The following is a 15,654-nucleotide window of genomic DNA, read 5'->3' on the forward strand; positions in this document are numbered from 1 at the left end:
GCCGATCATGGTTGAACGGTATGTGATGTCCATCGACCAGGGCACCACGTCCACCCGCTGCATCCTGTTCGACCACGGCGGGCGGCTGGTGTCGGTCGCCCAGCGGGAGCACCAGCAGTTCTTCCCCCGGCCCGGCTGGGTCGAGCACGACGCCGTCGAGATCTGGCGCAACCTCCGGCGGATCGTCCCCGAGACACTGTCGAACGCCGGGATCGAGGCGAGCCAGATCTCGGCCATCGGGATCGCCAACCAGCGCGAGACGACCGTGCTCTGGGACCCGCGGACCGGCATCCCGCTGGTCCGGGCGATCGTCTGGCAGGACACCCGAACCGCCCCGCTCGTCGACGAGCTGAGGAGCGACCCGGGCGACGACTTCTTCCTCGACCGCTGCCGGCTGCCCCCGTCGACGTACTTCTCCGCGCCCCGGATCCGCTGGCTGTTCGACAACGTCGACGGGCTGGAGCGGCGCGCCCGCGACGGCGAGGTGCTGTTCGGCACCATCGAGAGCTGGCTGATCTGGAACCTCACCGGCGGCCCCGACGGCGGCCTGCACATCACCGACGCCACCAACGCCAGCCGCACCATGCTCATGGACATCCGCACGCTGACCTGGGACGCGGAGCTCATGGCCTTCTTCGGCGTGCCACGCGCGATGCTGCCGGAGATCCGGTCCTCGGCGGAGAGCTACGGCGAGGCGAGCGCCCTGCTCCCCGGCGTGCGGATCACGGCGGCCCTCGGCGATCAGCAGGCGGCCCTGTTCGGGCAGACCTGCTTCTCGCCGGGCGAGGCGAAGTGCACCTACGGAACCGGTAGCTTCCTGGTGATGAACACCGGCACCGACGTCGTCCGCTCCGAACACGGGCTGCTGACGACCGTCGCGTACAAGATCGGGGACCAGCCCACCATCTACGCGCTGGAGGGCCCGATCGCCGTCACCGGGTCGCTGGTGCAGTGGTTCCGCGACCGGCTGGGCCTGATCCACAGCGCCCCCGAGATCGAGACGCTGGCCCGCACCGTCGAGGACAACGGCGGCTGCTACATCGTCCCCGCGTTCTCGGGTCTGTTCGCGCCGCACTGGCGCAGCGACGCCCGCGGTGTGATCGTCGGACTCACGTCGTACATCACCAAGGGCCATCTGGCCCGCGCTGTCCTGGAGGCCACCGGCTGGCAGACCCGGGAGGTCGTCGACGCCATGAACGCCGACTCCGCGCTCGCCCTGAAGCAGCTCAAGGTCGACGGAGGAATGACGTCCGACCATCTGCTCATGCAGATCCTGGCCGATGTGCTCGACGTTCCCGTCGTACGGCCCCTCGTCGCCGAGACGGTGTCCCTGGGTGCCGCCTACGCGGCCGGTCTGGCGGCCGGCTACTGGCCGGACCTCCAGGTCCTGCGCCGCAACTGGCACCGGGCCGCGCAGTGGCTGCCGGACATGGACGACGAGCGGCGGGAGTGGGAGTACGAGTGCTGGAAGCGGGCCGTCGAGCGGTCGCTGGGGTGGATCCAGCCACCGAAGCGACCGTGACCCGCCGGGCCGACGGTTCTGCCCAGCGGGTCCGCCACCGTCCGCGGACCCGCTGGGTGTCCGACGCCCGGGTCGGTCGTGGACCCGCCTCTCAGCGGGTGACCAGCAGACCCCGGCTGCGCAGCACCCGCCGCTCCAGCGGGCTGAAGATCAGCAGGTCGATGGCGATACCGACGAGGAGGATCAGGAAGATGGCCAGGAACACCTGCGGCATGCTGCTGTTGTTGCGGCCGTTCTCCAGCAACTGGCCGAGGCCGACGCCGAGATCGGGGGAGGAGGCGATGATCTCGGCGGCCATCAGGGAGCGCCACGAGAACGCCCAGCCCTGCTTCAGGCCGGCGAGATAGCCCGGGAGCGCACCCGGCATCACGATGTGCCAGGCCTCGCGCAGCCCGGTCGCGCCCAGGGTCCGCCCGGCGCGCAGGAACAGCGGGGGGATCTGGTCGATGCCCGCGACGAGGCCGTTGGCGATGGACGGGACCGCACCGAGCAGGATCACGGCGTACATCATCGAGTTGTTGAGGCCGAGCCACAGCACGGCGGGCGGCACCCAGGCCACCGACGGCAGCGACTGGAGGCCGGACAGGATGGGGCCGATGGCCGCCCGGACGAACCGCACCCGGGCGACCAGCAGGCCGAGTGGCGTGCCGATGGCGAGCGCCAGCAGGAAGCCGAGCAGGCCGCGTGAGACGGACGTCCAGATGTAGTCGAGCAGCGTGCCCTGGAGCCAGGCCTCGCGCACCTCGCCCCACACGTCGGACGGCGAGGCCAGCTTGTAGTCGGGTGCGACCTCGGCCCACACCAGCAACTGCCAGACGACCAGCACCAATGCGACGGCGGTGACGGGCGGCAGTACCTTGCGGACCAGGGTCTCGCGCAACGGCGTACGGCTCACCTGCACCGAGTCCAGCGCGTCGAGCCCGGCCTCGAGTCCCGCCAGATCGTTGGGATCCTGCGGCGCCCCGGCCGTCCTGGAACCGTCCTTGGTGACGTCGACCTTGGTGTCGACGCGGTTGTCAGTGCCGGCCATGGCGGCGGATCTCCCCACGCAGTTCTTCGGTGATCTCGACGGACAGCTCGGCGACCGCGGTGTCCTCGATACGGCGCGGATGGGCGAGGTCGACGGTCCACTCCCGCGCGATCCGGCCGGGCCGCGAGGACAGCAGCACCACCCGCTGGGCCAGCCGCACCGCCTCGCGGACGTTGTGCGTCACGAACAGCACCGACAGCCCCGTCTCCCGCCAGATACGGGTCAGTTCGTCGTGCAGCACGTCACGCGTGATCGCGTCCAGCGCCGCGAACGGCTCGTCCATCAGCAGCAGCCGGCTGTCCTGCGCCAGCGCCCGGGCCAGGGCGACCCGCTGCCGCATGCCGCCCGACAACTCGTGCACCCGCTTGCCGTACGCCCCCTGCAGCCGGACGAGTTCCAGCAGCCGCTCCGCCTCGGTGCGGCGCTCCGCCTTGGCGACCCCGCGCAGCTTGAGCGCGAGCTCGACGTTCTTGCCGGCGGTCAGCCAGGGGAACAGCGCGTGCTCCTGGAACATCAGGGCGGGCCGGCCGTCCGTGCCGATCGAACCGGCGGACGGCAGGTCCAGCCCCGCGACCAGGTTCAGCAGCGTCGACTTGCCGCAGCCGGAGGCTCCCAGGAGGGTGACGAACTCGCCGGGTGCGACATCGAGCGTGATGTCGTCGAGGACGAGTTGCCGCCCGGCGGGGCCGGCGAAGGACTTCGAGACATGCTCGACACGCGCGGCATACGTCACCGCCGCGGCGTCCTCGGCGACCTTCGCGGTCGTGGCCGTCGGGGTGGCCATGGTCGTCACCTCCTGGGAACTGAGCGGATGCGGTGGTTACTTGACGCCGAGACCGGCGTCGTCGACCTCGTCCTTGCCGTCGGCCTTGAGGACCTTGTTGAGCGGCGCGAGGTCGTAGATGCCCTTCAGGTCGGGCTCCTCCAGCAGGCCGGCCTTCACCGCGTGCTCCGCCTCGCTGTCGAGGGTCGCGGCCAGCGGGTCGTCGAGGAAGGTGATCGACTTCCACGCCGGGTCGATGACCTCGGCGGGCAGGGCCTTGCCGGAGAGCTCCTCCAGGGCCTTGTTCGCGGAGGCCTTGGCCTTGTCCGGGTTGGCGTTGATCCACTCGTTGGTCTTCACCGAACCGCGCAGCACGGCCTCGACGACGTCCGGGTGCTCCTTGAGGAACTCCTGCCGGACGATGATGTTCGTGATCACGAACTTCTTGTCCGGCCACAGGTCGGCCTCGTCGAGCAGCACCTTGCCGCCCTCGGCGACCAGCTTGGACGCGGTCGGCTCCGGCACCCAGGCACCGTCGATCGAGCCGGACTTGTAGGCGTCCGGCGTGATCTTGTTGTCGGTGCGGACGACCGAGACGTCACCCTTGCCGCTCTCCGCGTCGACCTTCCAGCCCTGCTCGGAGATCCAGTTGAGCAGGGCCACGTCCTGCGTGTTGCCGAGCTGCGGCGTGGCGATCTTCTTGCCCTTGACGTCCTTGAGGGACTTGATCTTCTCCGGGTTGACGACGAGCTTCACCCCGCCCGAGGCCGACCCCGAGATGATCCGCAGGTTCTTCCCGGCCGCCTTGGTGTAGCCGTTGATCGCGGGGGACGGGCCGATCCAGCCGATGTCGATGGAGCCGGAGTTCAGCGCCTCGATCTCCGACGGCCCGGCGTTGAACGTCGACGGCTTGATCGTGGTGCCGCCGAGCTCCTTCTGGAACAGGCCCTCCTGGACGCCCACCAGAGCGGTGGCGTGCGTGAGGTTGGGGAAGTAGCCGATCTTCACTTCGTCGACGGAGAGCTTCTTGGCGTCCGCCGCGACCTCGGCCTGCTTGCCGTCGTCGGTGGAATCGGCGCCGTAGCCGCAGGCGGTCAGCAGCAGGGGGAGCGCCGCGATGACGGCGAGGGTGCGCAGGGTGGTGAGCGGTCTTGCGGCAGACACGAAGGTGTCCTCTCGGAGATGAGTGACAGGAGAGTGCGGAAGTACGTCGAAGAACGGTGGCGCTGGTGCGGAGCGCGGGCAGGCTCCGCGAACGGCTTCAGACGAGCCGACAGATGGCGCTGGACGTACGCGCGAAGTCGATGTGGCGACGCGAGGTCAGAAGGGGCGGGACGAGGCGTGCGTGCTCGCGCGAACTCATGGCCACCCCACCCCACCGATTCCTAGTTTTCCTACCTGGTTGATGGGGATCGTGGCAGAAGGTGGCGCTCACCCCAAGAGGGATTTCACATAGTGGACGTTGCCATCTCTCCCTTTGGGAACTGTGAGCTCAGGGCGCACAGCAGCGCACGGGCCACCGCGTCGTTCTGGCGGAAGGCGGGGGCGTTCGTACGGGGGCGGGCGAACGCGGCGACGGCCCGGCTGTTGGTGGGGGCGCCGAGGGCGATGCGGCGCGGGTGAGTGCCGCCGAGGGACGGGTCGAGGACATGGCCGTCCGCGGCGGAGACGGCCAGCAGGCCGGAGCGGTGGGCGTGCGTGGGGTCGGCGATGACCTCCTCGGTGAGGGCGCCGGCCCGGTGCAGGTCACGCAGGAGGGGGTCCTCGGTGCGGTCCAGGGAGTGGCGGGGCAGATACGCCTCGATCAGGGCGGTGGCGTGGAGCGTGCGGCCGGGGAGGGTGGGGCCGGCCGCGGTGAAGGTGCCGGTCGTCTCGTCGGTGCCGATCCGGATGCCGGCGCCCAGGAAGCGGACGACCCCGGCCCGGGACAGGGCGAGCAGCTGGCGCAGCCGGAAGCCGGGCGGCCCGGAGGCCAGGAAGCTGAAGAATCCGTGCCACCAGCCGTCGAGCTGCTCGGCGACGGACCGAGCGGTCAGCCGTCCACCGGCCACCAGGCGGGGCAACTGCCCGTAGATGGAGAGCAGCGCGAGGAAGGCCCCGAGGTCGGCACTGAACTCCGGGTCCTCGCGGCGGGCGACGTCCTCGGCGATCCGGTCCCGCAGGTGCTCCTGAAAGGCGTCCGGGGTCGGGAACGCGAGACCGTCCAGGGGGTGGTCCAGGGCCTCGAAGTCCAGCCGGTAAGCCGGGTCGGGTACGGCCGCGGCTACGAGGTCGGCCATGGCGTCGGCGTACCAGTCCAGACGGTCGTAGGCGGCGATGAAGTCCGGCCAGGGGAGGGCGGTGCGTTCGGGGTGTGCGTGGAAGAGCTCGTGGTAGTGGCCGAAGCCGATCTCCTTGGCCATCAGCGGCCACACATCGCGCCGCAGATCCAGCGGGCGCCCCTCGGCGAGCAGCGCGTCGACCGCTTCGGGACCGAAGTGCCTGGGCAGCGGCGGCCGGGGGCCCTGGAGCCGGTAGCGGGTCTTGGAGTGGTACGGCACTCCCCGCCGCGATCCGACGTGCAGGACGGGCTCCAGACCGGACGGCAGGTAGGTGAGGCTGCCGTCGGCCTCGGTGCGGTAGGTGCCGCCGCGGCCCTCGGTGAGCAGCGCCATCAGGTCGATGAAGGCCAGCCCGAAGCCGCGCAGGACGACATGCTCGCCGGGTTGCAGCGCGGACAGGTCGGCGTCGGCGGAGAACTCCGGTGGCAGATGGAAGCGGCCGTGGCGGCGCGCGAAGGCGGCGTGGTCGCGGTGCTCGGCGGCGGGGGTGGAGCCGATGTGTCCCTGCGCCAGGACCACCAGGTCGGCGGTGAGGGGGGTGGCGCGGTCGGCCAGGTGAACGTACTGCGGGCCGTCCGGGGGACCGGTGACCGCGGTCGCGGTCGTGCGGTGCCACTCGACCGTGACGGTGGGCGGCAGCTGGGCCAGCGCCCTGCGGAACACCCAGTCCAGATAGGCGCTCTGGGCCCGGCGGGTGGGGAAGTCCGTCCCGGCGAGCGAGCGCAGTTCGGTGAGCACCTCCGGGTCGGCGGGCTCGGTGTGGGGCGCGTGGCGCGGGCCCCGGCCGGAGAACTGGGCCGCCCACTCGGCGAGGGAGGGTCCGGGGCGTACCGGACCGTCGATGGTGGACGACTCGTCGGTGAACATCGTGACGTCCTCCGCCATCGAGTTCATCCGCAGCAGCGCGGACTGCTCGTCGCGCCAGATCCGACCCGGGCCGGGCGGGTGCGGGTCGATCAGGTGGATGCGCAACTCCCCGTCCCGGTCCCACAGTTCGGGGGTGTTGGCGCCGATGCGCTCCAGCAGGCCCGTGGCACGCGGACCCGCGCCCACGACGACCAGGACCGCCGCGGAAGGGCCGGCGCTCACCGGTCACCGCCGATCGCCGGGCGGGCGTCGGCTGCCGTCGCCGCCCGCAGCCGAAGGCGCACGGCGGTCAGGTGGCCGCGCAGCCGCTGGAGCGGAGTGGGGGGCAGGGTGCGCGAGTTGCCGCGCGCGTAGTACCGCTCGACGTAGAACTGGCCCGCGCTCAGCACCGTGGTGACCGCGATGTACCACAGGGTCGCGACCATCAGCAGCGGGATGATCTGGTACGTCTGGTTGTAGATCAACTGCACCGAGTACAGCAGGTCGTGCACGGCCAGCACACTGACGATGCTGGTGCCCTTGAGGGTGCCGATCAGCATGTTCCCGGCCGTCGGCACGATCGAACGCATGGCCTGCGGCACGACGATCCGGCGCAGGGTGCGGCGTCTGCTCAGCCCGAGTGCCAGGGCGGCCTCGGTCTGCCCCGCGTCCACGGCGAGGATGCCGCCGCGCACCACCTCGGCGGCGTAGGCGGTCTCGTGCAGGGTGAGGCCGATGACGGCGGTGAGAGTGGGACCGAGCAGGTTGACCGTCTTGAACGTGAGGAACTCCGGGCCGAACGGGATACCGAGGCCGAGCGTCGGATACAGGGCCCCGATGTTGAACCAGAACAGCAGCTGCACCAGCAGGGGCGTGGACCGGAAGACCCACACATAGCCCCAACTCAGCGTGCGCAGAACCGGGTTGGCGGAGAGCCGCATCACCGCGAGCACGGTGCCGAACAGAAAGCCGAGCACCATCACCACGGCGGTCAGCCACAGCGAGAGCAGCAGCCCGTCGAGCACGGCGGCCGTGGTGAAGTACCCGCCCACCACGTCCCATTGGAAGGCGTCGTTGCGGACCACGGAGTTGAGCACCATCGCGAAGAGCGACAGCGCGACGGCGGCGGTCAGCCACCGGCCGACGTGACGGCGCGGGACGATCCGCGGCAGGTCGGTGGCGAGTACCTGGTGACTCTTCGTTGCGGGGCCGGACGTGAGATCGGGCGACGTGACCATGGGGAGGCTCTCCGGGGAGGGAACGCAGGCGTGGGTGACCCCAGGGGCACTCGGTGCGGCCGGGGATCGGCGTCGACACGCTCGCCGCGTCCCTCAACGCGGCCGGAGAGGCTGCCGCGCAACGCGGAGCCGGTCCGCCGTCGATCGTATGTGCCCACGCCATCGATGTGTCAACAGCAAGCTTTGAGACGCCTGTCCGCGCGTTCCGGCATCCGGGATCTGCTTGACGGGGAGCACGATGTACTGCTCAATTAGTCGCATGACTGCCCAGCTGCGCTTGGTCTCGCGCGATCACATCGACTTCGGTCGAGTGTGGTCCGCGGCGTGTTGCGCCTGATTCGGCAGCGGGCCCTCCGACCGGCCCTTCCCTCCCTCGGTGACCCCGTCGCGGGCCGAGTTCTCCTTTTTCGCGCGCTGCTGCCGTAGCACCGTTTTTCGACGCTTCGCGTCGTCACGCTCGCATTGAATTCAGTCGCCCGTTCACCTTTGCGCACAAGCAGTTCCGTCACGCCTGTCCGCGTGCGCATTTCCGAGAGGTCATACCCATGCCGGTGGAGTTCCTCGGTATAGCCGCCACCAACGACGGCTCCGAAACCACGCCGCGCTCCGGCGCCGCCTTCGACAAGGACTACACCCTCCGCCTCGCCCGGGCACACGAGGACCACGGCTGGGACCGGGTGCTGTTCGCGTACGGCTCCGGATCGCCGGACCCCGCACCGGCCGCCGCATACATCGCGAGCCGGCTGGACCGCCTGCAGATCCTGCTGGCGCACCGGCCCAACGTCTCGTATCCGACCTTCGCCGCCAAGACGTTCGCCACCCTCGACCGGATCAGCGAGGGCCGGCTGACCGTGCACTTCATCACCGGTGGCAACGACCACGAGCAGGGCCGCGAGGGTGACACCCTCACCAAGGACGAGCGATACGCCCGCACCCGTGAGTACATCCGGATCGTCAAGAAGATCTGGACCACCCACGAGCCGTTCGACCACGAGGGCGAGCACTACCGCTTCCACGACTTCGTCAGCGACGTCTTCCCTGTCCAGCAGCCCCGCCCCCATGTGTCGTTCGGCGGTTCGTCGCCCGCCGCGCTGGCCGCCGGAGGCGCCGAGTCCGACATCTACTGCCTGTGGGGCGAGCCCCTGGCGAGGACCGCCGAGCAGATCGAGAACGTGAAGTCCGCCGCGAAGGCCGCGGGCCGCACCGACGTGCCGCGCATCCAGGTCGCCTTCCGCCCGATCATCGCCCCGACGGAGGAACTGGCCTGGGAGAAGGCCCACCGCACGGTAGGTGCGATCAAGGCCCGCAGGGAGCGGGGCGAGGCGATCACCAAACGCCACAACGGACATGCGCATCCACAGAACACGGGCTCGCAACGGCTGATCGCCATCGCCGAGGCGGGCGAGCGCTACGACCGCGCCCTGTGGACCCCGACCGCCGCCGCGACCGGCGGCGCGGGAAACTCCAACGCCCTGGTCGGCACCCCGGAGACGGTCGCCCAGGCACTCCTCGACTACTACGACCTCGGCGTCGACATCCTCTCCGCCCGCGGCTACGACCTGCTGGGCGACGCCATCGACTTCGGCCGCTACGTGATCCCGATCGTCCGCGAGGAGGTCGCCAAGCGCGACGCCGAGCGGGCGGCACGCGAGGCGCGGACGCCGGTGGCGGTGAACGCATGACCTCCGCACCCGAGCTGTCCGTCGTTCAGGTCCCGGTGTCCGACCCGCGCGTCAGACCGCTGCTGCGCGAACTCGGCCACGAGTACTCCACGCGCTACGGCAAGGACGCGCACGCCGAGATCTCCCGCTACCCCGACGAGGAGTTCACCGAAGCCCACGGCGGCCTGCTCCTGCTGCTGCTGGAGGGCGGCGAGCCCGTCGCGGGCGGCGCCTTCCGCCGGTACGACGCGACCACCGCCGAACTGAAACGGATCTGGACACACTCCGCCCACCGCAGACGCGGCCTCGCCCGCCGCGTGATCGCCGAGCTGGAGCGGGCGGCGGGCACGCACGGATACCGGCGGATCCACCTGACCACCGGTCCACGCCAGCCCGAGGCGCGCGGCCTGTACCTGGCCACCGGCTACACACCCCTGTTCGACACGGAGGCCGACCCGGAGACCATCGGCCCGTTGCCCTTCGAGAAGCACCTCGCAGTGCGGGAACGCACGGGAAAGGCCCCCGACCAGTGAACATCCGCACCCTCAAAACCCGCCTGCGCGGCACCGCCGCCCTCGCCCTGCTGCCCCTGCTCGCGCTGACGGCCTGCGGCTCCGGCGACACCGGCGGTACGGCGGCCGTCGGTGCCGAGGCCTCTCCCGCACCGACCGACGACCCGGTGGCCACCGTCCGCAAGGTGGACTCCGCCGCCGCCCTGCTCCCCGCCGACGTCCGCAAGGCCGGCAAGCTGCGCGTCGGCAGCTCGATCGGATTCCCGCCCGGCGCCTACTACCCGAACGGCACGGACAAGGCGCCCGCCGGGCAGGACATCGACCTCGCGGACGCGGTCGCCAAGGTGCTCGGGGTCGGGCTGGAGCGTCAGGACGCCTCCTTCGAGGCGATCCTGCCCGCCCTCGGCAGCGGCAAGTACGACTTCGGCACCGGTAATTTCGGCGTCACGAGCGATCGCTTGAAGACCATCGACTTCGTCACCTACATCAACGACGGCCAGGGTTTCGCGGTGAAGAAGGGCAACACCGCCCTCAAGTCGAAGATCACCGACCTCACCCAGCTGTGCGGGCTGACCATCGGCACCGGCGCCGGCACGACCTTCGAGGCGACCCTCACCGCGCAGAAGGGGGTGTGCGCGAAGGCGGGCAAGAAGCCGTACGACGTGAAGGTCTACTCGGAGAACGCGGCCACGCTCACCGCGCTCCAACAGGGCCGTATCGACGTGATCATGTCGACCATCAACGGCCTGCGCTACCAGGCGGCACAACCGGCGTCGCAGACCACTTTCCTCGGCGAGTACCACCGCCTGGACGTCGGCTTCGCCTTCAAGAAGGGCTCCGCGCTCACCAAGGCGTTCCGGGCCGCCGTCAACGAGCTGATCAGGAACGGAACGTACGCCCGGATCCTCACCAAGTGGGGTACCTCTGCCTCCGCGATCGAGACATCGCGGGTCAACCCGCCGGAGCAGACATGAGCGACGTCATGGTCGAAGTCCACGGCGTCCACAAGAGCTTCGGCCCACTGGAGGTGCTGCGCGGCGTCGACCTGCAGGTCCGCGCCGGAGAGGTCACCGTGATCCTCGGACCGTCCGGCTCCGGGAAGTCCACGCTGCTGCGCACCATCAACCACCTGGAGAAGGTCAACCGCGGCTGGGTCAGCATCGACGGTGAACTCATCGGCTACCGCCGCGCGGGCGACAAGCTCCACGAGCTGAAGGAGAAGGACGTCCTGAGGCAGCGGACCGGCATCGGGTTCGTCTTCCAGAACTTCAACCTCTTCCCGCATCTGACCGTGCTGGAGAACCTCGTGGAAGCCCCGGTCTGCGCCCTGCGCCGCCCGCGCAGGGAGGCGGAGGAGGCGGCCCGCCGGCTCCTGGACCGGGTCGGCCTCGCGGACAAGGCCGACACCTACCCACGCCGGCTGTCCGGCGGCCAGCAGCAGCGCGTGGCCATCGCCCGCGCGCTCGCCCTCGAACCGAAGGTGCTCCTCTTCGACGAGCCCACCTCCGCGCTGGACCCGGAGCTGGTCGGCGAAGTCCTCGACGTCATCAAGGACCTGGCGGGCAGCGGCACCACCATGATCGTCGTGACCCACGAGATCGGCTTCGCCCGCGAGGTCGCCGACACCGTGGTGTTCATGGACGGCGGAGTCGTGGTGGAGCAGGGACCGCCCGCCGAGGTCCTGGACCGCCCGCGTCAGGAACGCACCCGTACTTTCCTCGCCAAAGTTCTCTGAAAGTGCGCCCGTGCCGTGGACCTCGTCCGCGTGGCCGCCGCCGTGTGTCGGCTCACCGGCCGGCACACGCTTCCCGGCCACACCTCCAACACCCGTACGCACCGGTGTCGTTAACCCTGGCAGTCTGACCTGCCTTGCCGCTGCCCCCGCACAGCCGGTCTCACCATCCGGCCCGACCATCGACGACGAGGACCCGTCATGCCCGCATCCCCTGCGCCCTCACCCCGTTCCGCGTCCCGCGTCGACGAGACCGCCTACGACCGCCGCAGGCTGCGCCAGTGGCTCGCCGGGGATGCCCGGGCGGACGGGGTCAGCCGCCGCCGGCTGCTCACCCTGCTCGCCGCCACGGCGGCCGCGACCGCGTTGCCCGCTCCACGTCCCGCGCACGCGGCCGACACCCCGATCGTCAAACCGCTGCCGGCCGAGTGGTTCATCCAGCGCGGCACCAACGCCGAGACCCGCTGGGAGGCGCTGCGCGGAACGGGCCACCACACCCCCAACGAGCTGTTCTTCGTACGCAACCACACGGCGACCCCCGTGCTGGATGCCGCCGACTGGCGGCTGAGACTCTGGGGCGACGGGCTGCGCGGCAAGCCCTCCGAGGGCCGCCCGGTCGAGTTCGGGTACGACGATCTGCGCGCCCTGCCCGCCGTCACCCGGACCGCGTTCGTCGAGTGCGCCGGAAACGGCCGCAGCTACTACACCACCCAGCAGCGGGAAACGGTCGCCGGAACCTCGTGGACCCTGGGCGCGGTCGGCGTGGCGCGTTGGCGCGGGGTGCGCCTCGCCGACGTACTGCGCAAAGCCGGGCTGTCCCCGTATGCCGTGGACCTGCAGCCGCGCGGGCTGGACGCCGAGTACGTCAGCGGTGGCGAGAGCCTCGGCCGGGTGCGTAGGCCGCTGCCCTTGGCCAAGGCGCTGGACGACGTCCTGCTCGCCTACGAGATGAACGGCGAGCCGCTGCCGTACGACCACGGGTATCCGGTGCGGGTGCTGGTGCCCTCGTGGGTGGGGATTTCGTCGATCAAGTGGGTCGGCGACATCGAGGTGTCCGCGCAGCCGCTGTTCTCGCCGTGGAACACCACCTTCTACCGGCTGTACGGCCCCGCCCACCCGGTGGAGGGCAGCGCGCCGCTGACCCGGCAGACCATCAAGAGCGCCTTCGAGCTGGCGAGCGGCGCGACCTTCCGGGTGGGGCGGGGGCAGGTGCTGCACGGTCGCTCCTGGTCGGGCGCGGGCGCCGTCGCGCGGGTCGACGTCAGCACCGACGGCGGCGCGAGCTGGCGCAGGGCCCGGCTGCATGACCGGCCCCGAGCCGACACCTGGACGCGCTGGTCCGTCACCTGGAAGCCCGACACGACCGGTGCCACCCACCTCCTGGCCCGTGCCACCGACACGGCCGGCCGTCGTCAGCCGGACGTCGCCGTGCCCAACACCCAGGGCTATCTGTTCGACGCGGTGGTCCGGCATCCGGTGACCGTGATCTGATCGGGTTCTGATCGAGTACGGACTACGAAGGGGCGCTGTGCGCCCGCGCGTTGCGCACGAACAGCTCGCGCAGATCGCGGACGGCCCGGGGAACCGGGCCGGACGGGCGGCTCTGCAGGACCAGCAGCACGTCGGTCGCGTCACCGGCGAGCGGCCGTACGGTGATCGCGCCCCGCCGTTCCAGCGGGTCCCCGAGGACACTGAAGTCGGGCAGCACGGTCGCCCCCAGCCCCTCGGCGACCATCAGCTTTCCCATCTCGGCGCCGTCGGTGGAGTACGAGAAGGACGGCGTACGACCGCCGAGCAGCCGGTGGACGAAGCGGTGCATGACATAGCCGGACCGCATCACCACCAGCGGTTCGGCGAGCAGGCTGTCCGCGTCCACCGCCTCCAGTGCGGCCAGCGCACTGTCCGGACGAACGCACACCACCGGCCGGCCGCGCAGCAGCTCCGTGGTCTCGAAGCCGGGCGGCATGTCGTCGCCGCCGAGGTAGTTCACCAGCCCCAGATCGAACCCACCCTCCATCAGTCCGCGCTGGATCTCGGACTGCTGCGCGCCGACCAGTTCGACCTGGGTGTCCGGGTGCGAGGCCCGGAACTCCCGGACCGTCGGGATGACCAGTGGGACGGTGGCCGTGTTGACGGTGCCGAGCCGGACCATACGGCTGATGCGGTGCTGGTCGCCGGCCGCGCCGCGCAGCCGGTCGACCGCGTCCAGCACGCTCATGATGTGCGGCAGCAGCTCCCGTCCCTCGTCGCTGACCTTCGCACCGGACCGCTTGCGCTCCAGCAGGTCCACGCCGAGCTCACGCTCCAGATTGCGCACGGTCTCGCTGAGCGCCGGCTGGGACAGATGGAGTTCTTCGGCGGCGCGCCGCAGCGAACCCAATCGCGTGACGGCGGCGATGTATTCGAGCTGTTCGATACGCACGCCAGGAGCGTGACCCGAGCCGCGCGTCGCGTTCAAGGGAAACCCTGTCACAACCTCGTGAATACCGACTCTCAGCATGTGGAATCCCAACCGGGCATTCTTGACCTCCCGGAGTCCCCGCTGCTTTGATCGATGGCATGAAGCGACAGGACCTCACGCGGCGACGCCACGTCGACCTCGCGCGTGTCTCCAGTTCCTGCTGTCGCTGTCGGGTCTGAGCGCACCGAGGGAAACCCTCGCACTCGCGCCGCTCTTCTCGCGTAATTCACCGCCGGCCGCTTTCCGTGCCGATTTCGGCTTTCCCCGGGACGGCGATTCCGCACGCCTGAATCGCGATCACTGATCCCGATCACTGAATCCCGATCACCGAACACGTTTCCCTGCCACGCACGCGCCCTTTTCGCGTGCGCAGTCATGCCAGGAGTTCCCCATGCCCGTACCGCCCGGATCCGACCCCCTCCGCTTCGCCTACTGGGTGCCGAACGTCAGCGGCGGCCTGGTCACCAGCACCATCGAGCAGCGCACCGACTGGGGCTACGACTACAACCGCGAACTCGCCGTCCTCGCCGAGAACAACGGCTTCGACTACGCCCTCAGCCAGGTCCGCTACATGGCCAGCTACGGCGCCGAGTTCCAGCACGAGTCGACCAGCTTCAGCCTCGCCCTGCTCCTCGCCACCCAGCGCCTGAAGGTCATCGCAGCCGTACACCCCGGCCTGTGGCACCCCGGCGTCCTCGCCAAACTCGGCGCCACCGCCGACCACCTGTCGAACGGCCGGTTCGCCGTCAACGTCGTCAGCGGCTGGTTCAAGGGCGAGTTCACCGCCCTCGGCGAACCCTGGCTGGAGCACGACGAGCGCTACCGGCGCGCCGAGGAGTTCATCAGCGCGCTGCGCAAGATCTGGACCGAGGACCACGCCGAACTCGCCGGGGACTTCTACCGGGTACGCGACTTCTCCCTCAAGCCCAAGCCGCTCAACACCCTCGAGCGACCGCACCCGGAGATCTTCCAGGGCGGCAACTCCACCGCCGCCCGCGCCATGGCAGGCCGCGTCTCCGACTGGTACTTCAGCAACGGCAAGGACTTCGACGGCGTCACCGAGCAGATCAACGACGTCCGCGCCTCCGCCGCCCGGGCGGGCCGCAGCGCACCGAAGTTCGGGCTCAACGGCTTCCTCATCGCCCGCGACACCGAGGCCGAGGCCCGCGAGACGCTCCGCGAGATCGTCGCCAAGGCCAACACCGAGGCCGTCCACGGCTTCCGCGACGCCGTCCAGCAGGCCGGTCCGTCCACCGGCGACGGCAAGGGCATGTGGCAGGACTCCAGCTTCGAGGACCTCGTCCAGTACAACGACGGCTTCCGGACGGGGCTGATCGGCACGCCCGAGCAGATCGCCGAGCGGATCGTCGCCTACAAGCGGCTCGGCGTCGACCTCTTCCTCCTCGGCTTCCTGCACTACCTGGAGGAGGTCGAGTACTTCGGCAAGCGGGTGCTGCCGCTCGTACGCGAACTGGAGGCCCAGGAAGCCGAGTCGGCGCCCGTCGGCGCCCACGCCTGACCCGCGCGTCCCCACCGGCGCACCGCCGGAGCCCACCCGGTACTCCTCC

The 15,654-nt window shown here is 70.3% G+C and carries 15 protein-coding genes; 8 read left to right on the forward strand and 7 right to left on the reverse strand.

What is annotated here, in order from left to right:
* Positions 1–7: 7 nt before the first annotated feature.
* The gene (gene glpK, locus ACWGDB_RS04325) at positions 8–1,522 is read left to right on the forward strand and encodes a glycerol kinase GlpK (protein WP_453821015.1); all 1,515 of its coding nucleotides are present in this window, start codon (positions 8–10) and stop codon (positions 1,520–1,522) included.
* 91 nt (positions 1,523–1,613) lie between these two features.
* Here the strand turns inward: glpK and ACWGDB_RS04330 are convergent, their stop codons facing one another.
* From ACWGDB_RS04330 to ACWGDB_RS04355, 6 genes are all read right to left on the reverse strand, one after another.
* Positions 1,614–2,552, reverse strand: coding sequence for an ABC transporter permease (locus ACWGDB_RS04330; RefSeq protein ID WP_453821016.1), 939 nt, complete (start codon positions 2,550–2,552; stop codon positions 1,614–1,616).
* The gene (locus tag ACWGDB_RS04335; protein ID WP_453821017.1) at positions 2,539–3,336 is read right to left on the reverse strand and encodes an ABC transporter ATP-binding protein; all 798 of its coding nucleotides are present in this window, start codon (positions 3,334–3,336) and stop codon (positions 2,539–2,541) included. The genes ACWGDB_RS04330 and ACWGDB_RS04335 overlap by 14 nt, the downstream gene beginning before the upstream one ends.
* A 36-nt stretch (positions 3,337–3,372) precedes the next feature.
* A complete protein-coding gene (locus tag ACWGDB_RS04340; RefSeq protein ID WP_453821018.1) occupies positions 3,373–4,479 on the reverse strand; it encodes an ABC transporter substrate-binding protein in 1,107 nt (368 codons plus the stop codon).
* A gap of 97 nt (positions 4,480–4,576) precedes the next feature.
* On the reverse strand, positions 4,577–4,678 hold the full coding sequence (locus tag ACWGDB_RS04345; RefSeq protein WP_369274863.1) for a putative leader peptide: 102 nt from the start codon (positions 4,676–4,678) through the stop codon (positions 4,577–4,579).
* A gap of 85 nt (positions 4,679–4,763) precedes the next feature.
* Entirely contained in the window at positions 4,764–6,725 is a 1,962-nt protein-coding gene (locus ACWGDB_RS04350; protein ID WP_453821019.1) for an FAD/NAD(P)-binding protein, read from the reverse strand.
* A complete protein-coding gene (locus tag ACWGDB_RS04355) occupies positions 6,722–7,720 on the reverse strand; it encodes an amino acid ABC transporter permease (protein WP_453821020.1) in 999 nt (332 codons plus the stop codon). Before ACWGDB_RS04355 ends, ACWGDB_RS04350 begins: the two co-directional genes overlap by 4 nt.
* A 545-nt stretch (positions 7,721–8,265) precedes the next feature.
* Between ACWGDB_RS04355 and ACWGDB_RS04360 the strand changes: the two genes are divergently transcribed.
* The 5 genes from ACWGDB_RS04360 (at position 8,266) to ACWGDB_RS04380 (ending at position 13,116) form a co-directional block, all read left to right on the forward strand.
* Positions 8,266–9,402 (forward strand): LLM class flavin-dependent oxidoreductase, encoded by a 1,137-nt coding sequence (locus ACWGDB_RS04360; protein ID WP_453821021.1) that lies wholly within the window; start codon positions 8,266–8,268, stop codon positions 9,400–9,402.
* Positions 9,399–9,914 carry a GNAT family N-acetyltransferase gene (locus ACWGDB_RS04365; protein WP_453821022.1) on the forward strand — a complete coding sequence of 172 codons (516 nt, stop codon included), beginning with the start codon at positions 9,399–9,401 and terminating at the stop codon, positions 9,912–9,914. The genes ACWGDB_RS04360 and ACWGDB_RS04365 overlap by 4 nt, the downstream gene beginning before the upstream one ends.
* Positions 9,911–10,867 carry an ABC transporter substrate-binding protein gene (locus ACWGDB_RS04370; RefSeq protein ID WP_453821023.1) on the forward strand — a complete coding sequence of 319 codons (957 nt, stop codon included), beginning with the start codon at positions 9,911–9,913 and terminating at the stop codon, positions 10,865–10,867. The genes ACWGDB_RS04365 and ACWGDB_RS04370 overlap by 4 nt, the downstream gene beginning before the upstream one ends.
* On the forward strand, positions 10,864–11,628 hold the full coding sequence (locus ACWGDB_RS04375; RefSeq protein WP_453821024.1) for an amino acid ABC transporter ATP-binding protein: 765 nt from the start codon (positions 10,864–10,866) through the stop codon (positions 11,626–11,628). Before ACWGDB_RS04370 ends, ACWGDB_RS04375 begins: the two co-directional genes overlap by 4 nt.
* A gap of 198 nt (positions 11,629–11,826) precedes the next feature.
* Positions 11,827–13,116, forward strand: a complete 1,290-nt coding sequence (locus ACWGDB_RS04380; protein WP_453821025.1) for a sulfite oxidase — start codon at positions 11,827–11,829, stop codon at positions 13,114–13,116.
* A gap of 22 nt (positions 13,117–13,138) precedes the next feature.
* Here ACWGDB_RS04380 and ACWGDB_RS04385 read toward each other — a convergent pair whose 3' ends face one another.
* Entirely contained in the window at positions 13,139–14,047 is a 909-nt protein-coding gene (locus ACWGDB_RS04385) for a LysR family transcriptional regulator (RefSeq protein WP_453821026.1), read from the reverse strand.
* 137 nt (positions 14,048–14,184) lie between these two features.
* Here ACWGDB_RS04385 and ACWGDB_RS04390 point away from each other — a divergent pair, with 137 nt between their 5' ends.
* Positions 14,185–14,265: a putative leader peptide gene (locus ACWGDB_RS04390; protein WP_351078001.1), complete on the forward strand. Its 81-nt coding sequence runs from the start codon at positions 14,185–14,187 to the stop codon at positions 14,263–14,265.
* A gap of 212 nt (positions 14,266–14,477) precedes the next feature.
* Positions 14,478–15,605 (forward strand): dimethylsulfone monooxygenase SfnG, encoded by a 1,128-nt coding sequence (sfnG, locus tag ACWGDB_RS04395; protein ID WP_453821027.1) that lies wholly within the window; start codon positions 14,478–14,480, stop codon positions 15,603–15,605.
* The last annotated feature ends 49 nt before the right edge of the window (positions 15,606–15,654 follow it).

Source organism: Streptomyces sp. NPDC055013, assembly GCF_053608645.1.

What these genes read in the sequence shown, in the direction of transcription:
- glpK (WP_453821015.1), top strand. Translation starts at nt 8, where the DNA reads ATGGTTGAACGGTATGTGATGTCCATCGACCAGGGCACCACGTCCACC.
- ACWGDB_RS04330 (WP_453821016.1), bottom strand. Translation starts at nt 2,552, where the DNA reads ATGGCCGGCACTGACAACCGCGTCGACACCAAGGTCGACGTCACCAAG.
- ACWGDB_RS04335 (WP_453821017.1), bottom strand. Translation starts at nt 3,336, where the DNA reads ATGGCCACCCCGACGGCCACGACCGCGAAGGTCGCCGAGGACGCCGCG.
- ACWGDB_RS04345 (WP_369274863.1), bottom strand. Translation starts at nt 4,678, where the DNA reads ATGAGTTCGCGCGAGCACGCACGCCTCGTCCCGCCCCTTCTGACCTCG.
- ACWGDB_RS04355 (WP_453821020.1), bottom strand. Translation starts at nt 7,720, where the DNA reads ATGGTCACGTCGCCCGATCTCACGTCCGGCCCCGCAACGAAGAGTCAC.
- ACWGDB_RS04360 (WP_453821021.1), top strand. Translation starts at nt 8,266, where the DNA reads ATGCCGGTGGAGTTCCTCGGTATAGCCGCCACCAACGACGGCTCCGAA.
- ACWGDB_RS04365 (WP_453821022.1), top strand. Translation starts at nt 9,399, where the DNA reads ATGACCTCCGCACCCGAGCTGTCCGTCGTTCAGGTCCCGGTGTCCGAC.
- ACWGDB_RS04375 (WP_453821024.1), top strand. Translation starts at nt 10,864, where the DNA reads ATGAGCGACGTCATGGTCGAAGTCCACGGCGTCCACAAGAGCTTCGGC.
- ACWGDB_RS04380 (WP_453821025.1), top strand. Translation starts at nt 11,827, where the DNA reads ATGCCCGCATCCCCTGCGCCCTCACCCCGTTCCGCGTCCCGCGTCGAC.
- ACWGDB_RS04390 (WP_351078001.1), top strand. Translation starts at nt 14,185, where the DNA reads ATGAAGCGACAGGACCTCACGCGGCGACGCCACGTCGACCTCGCGCGT.
- sfnG (WP_453821027.1), top strand. Translation starts at nt 14,478, where the DNA reads ATGCCCGTACCGCCCGGATCCGACCCCCTCCGCTTCGCCTACTGGGTG.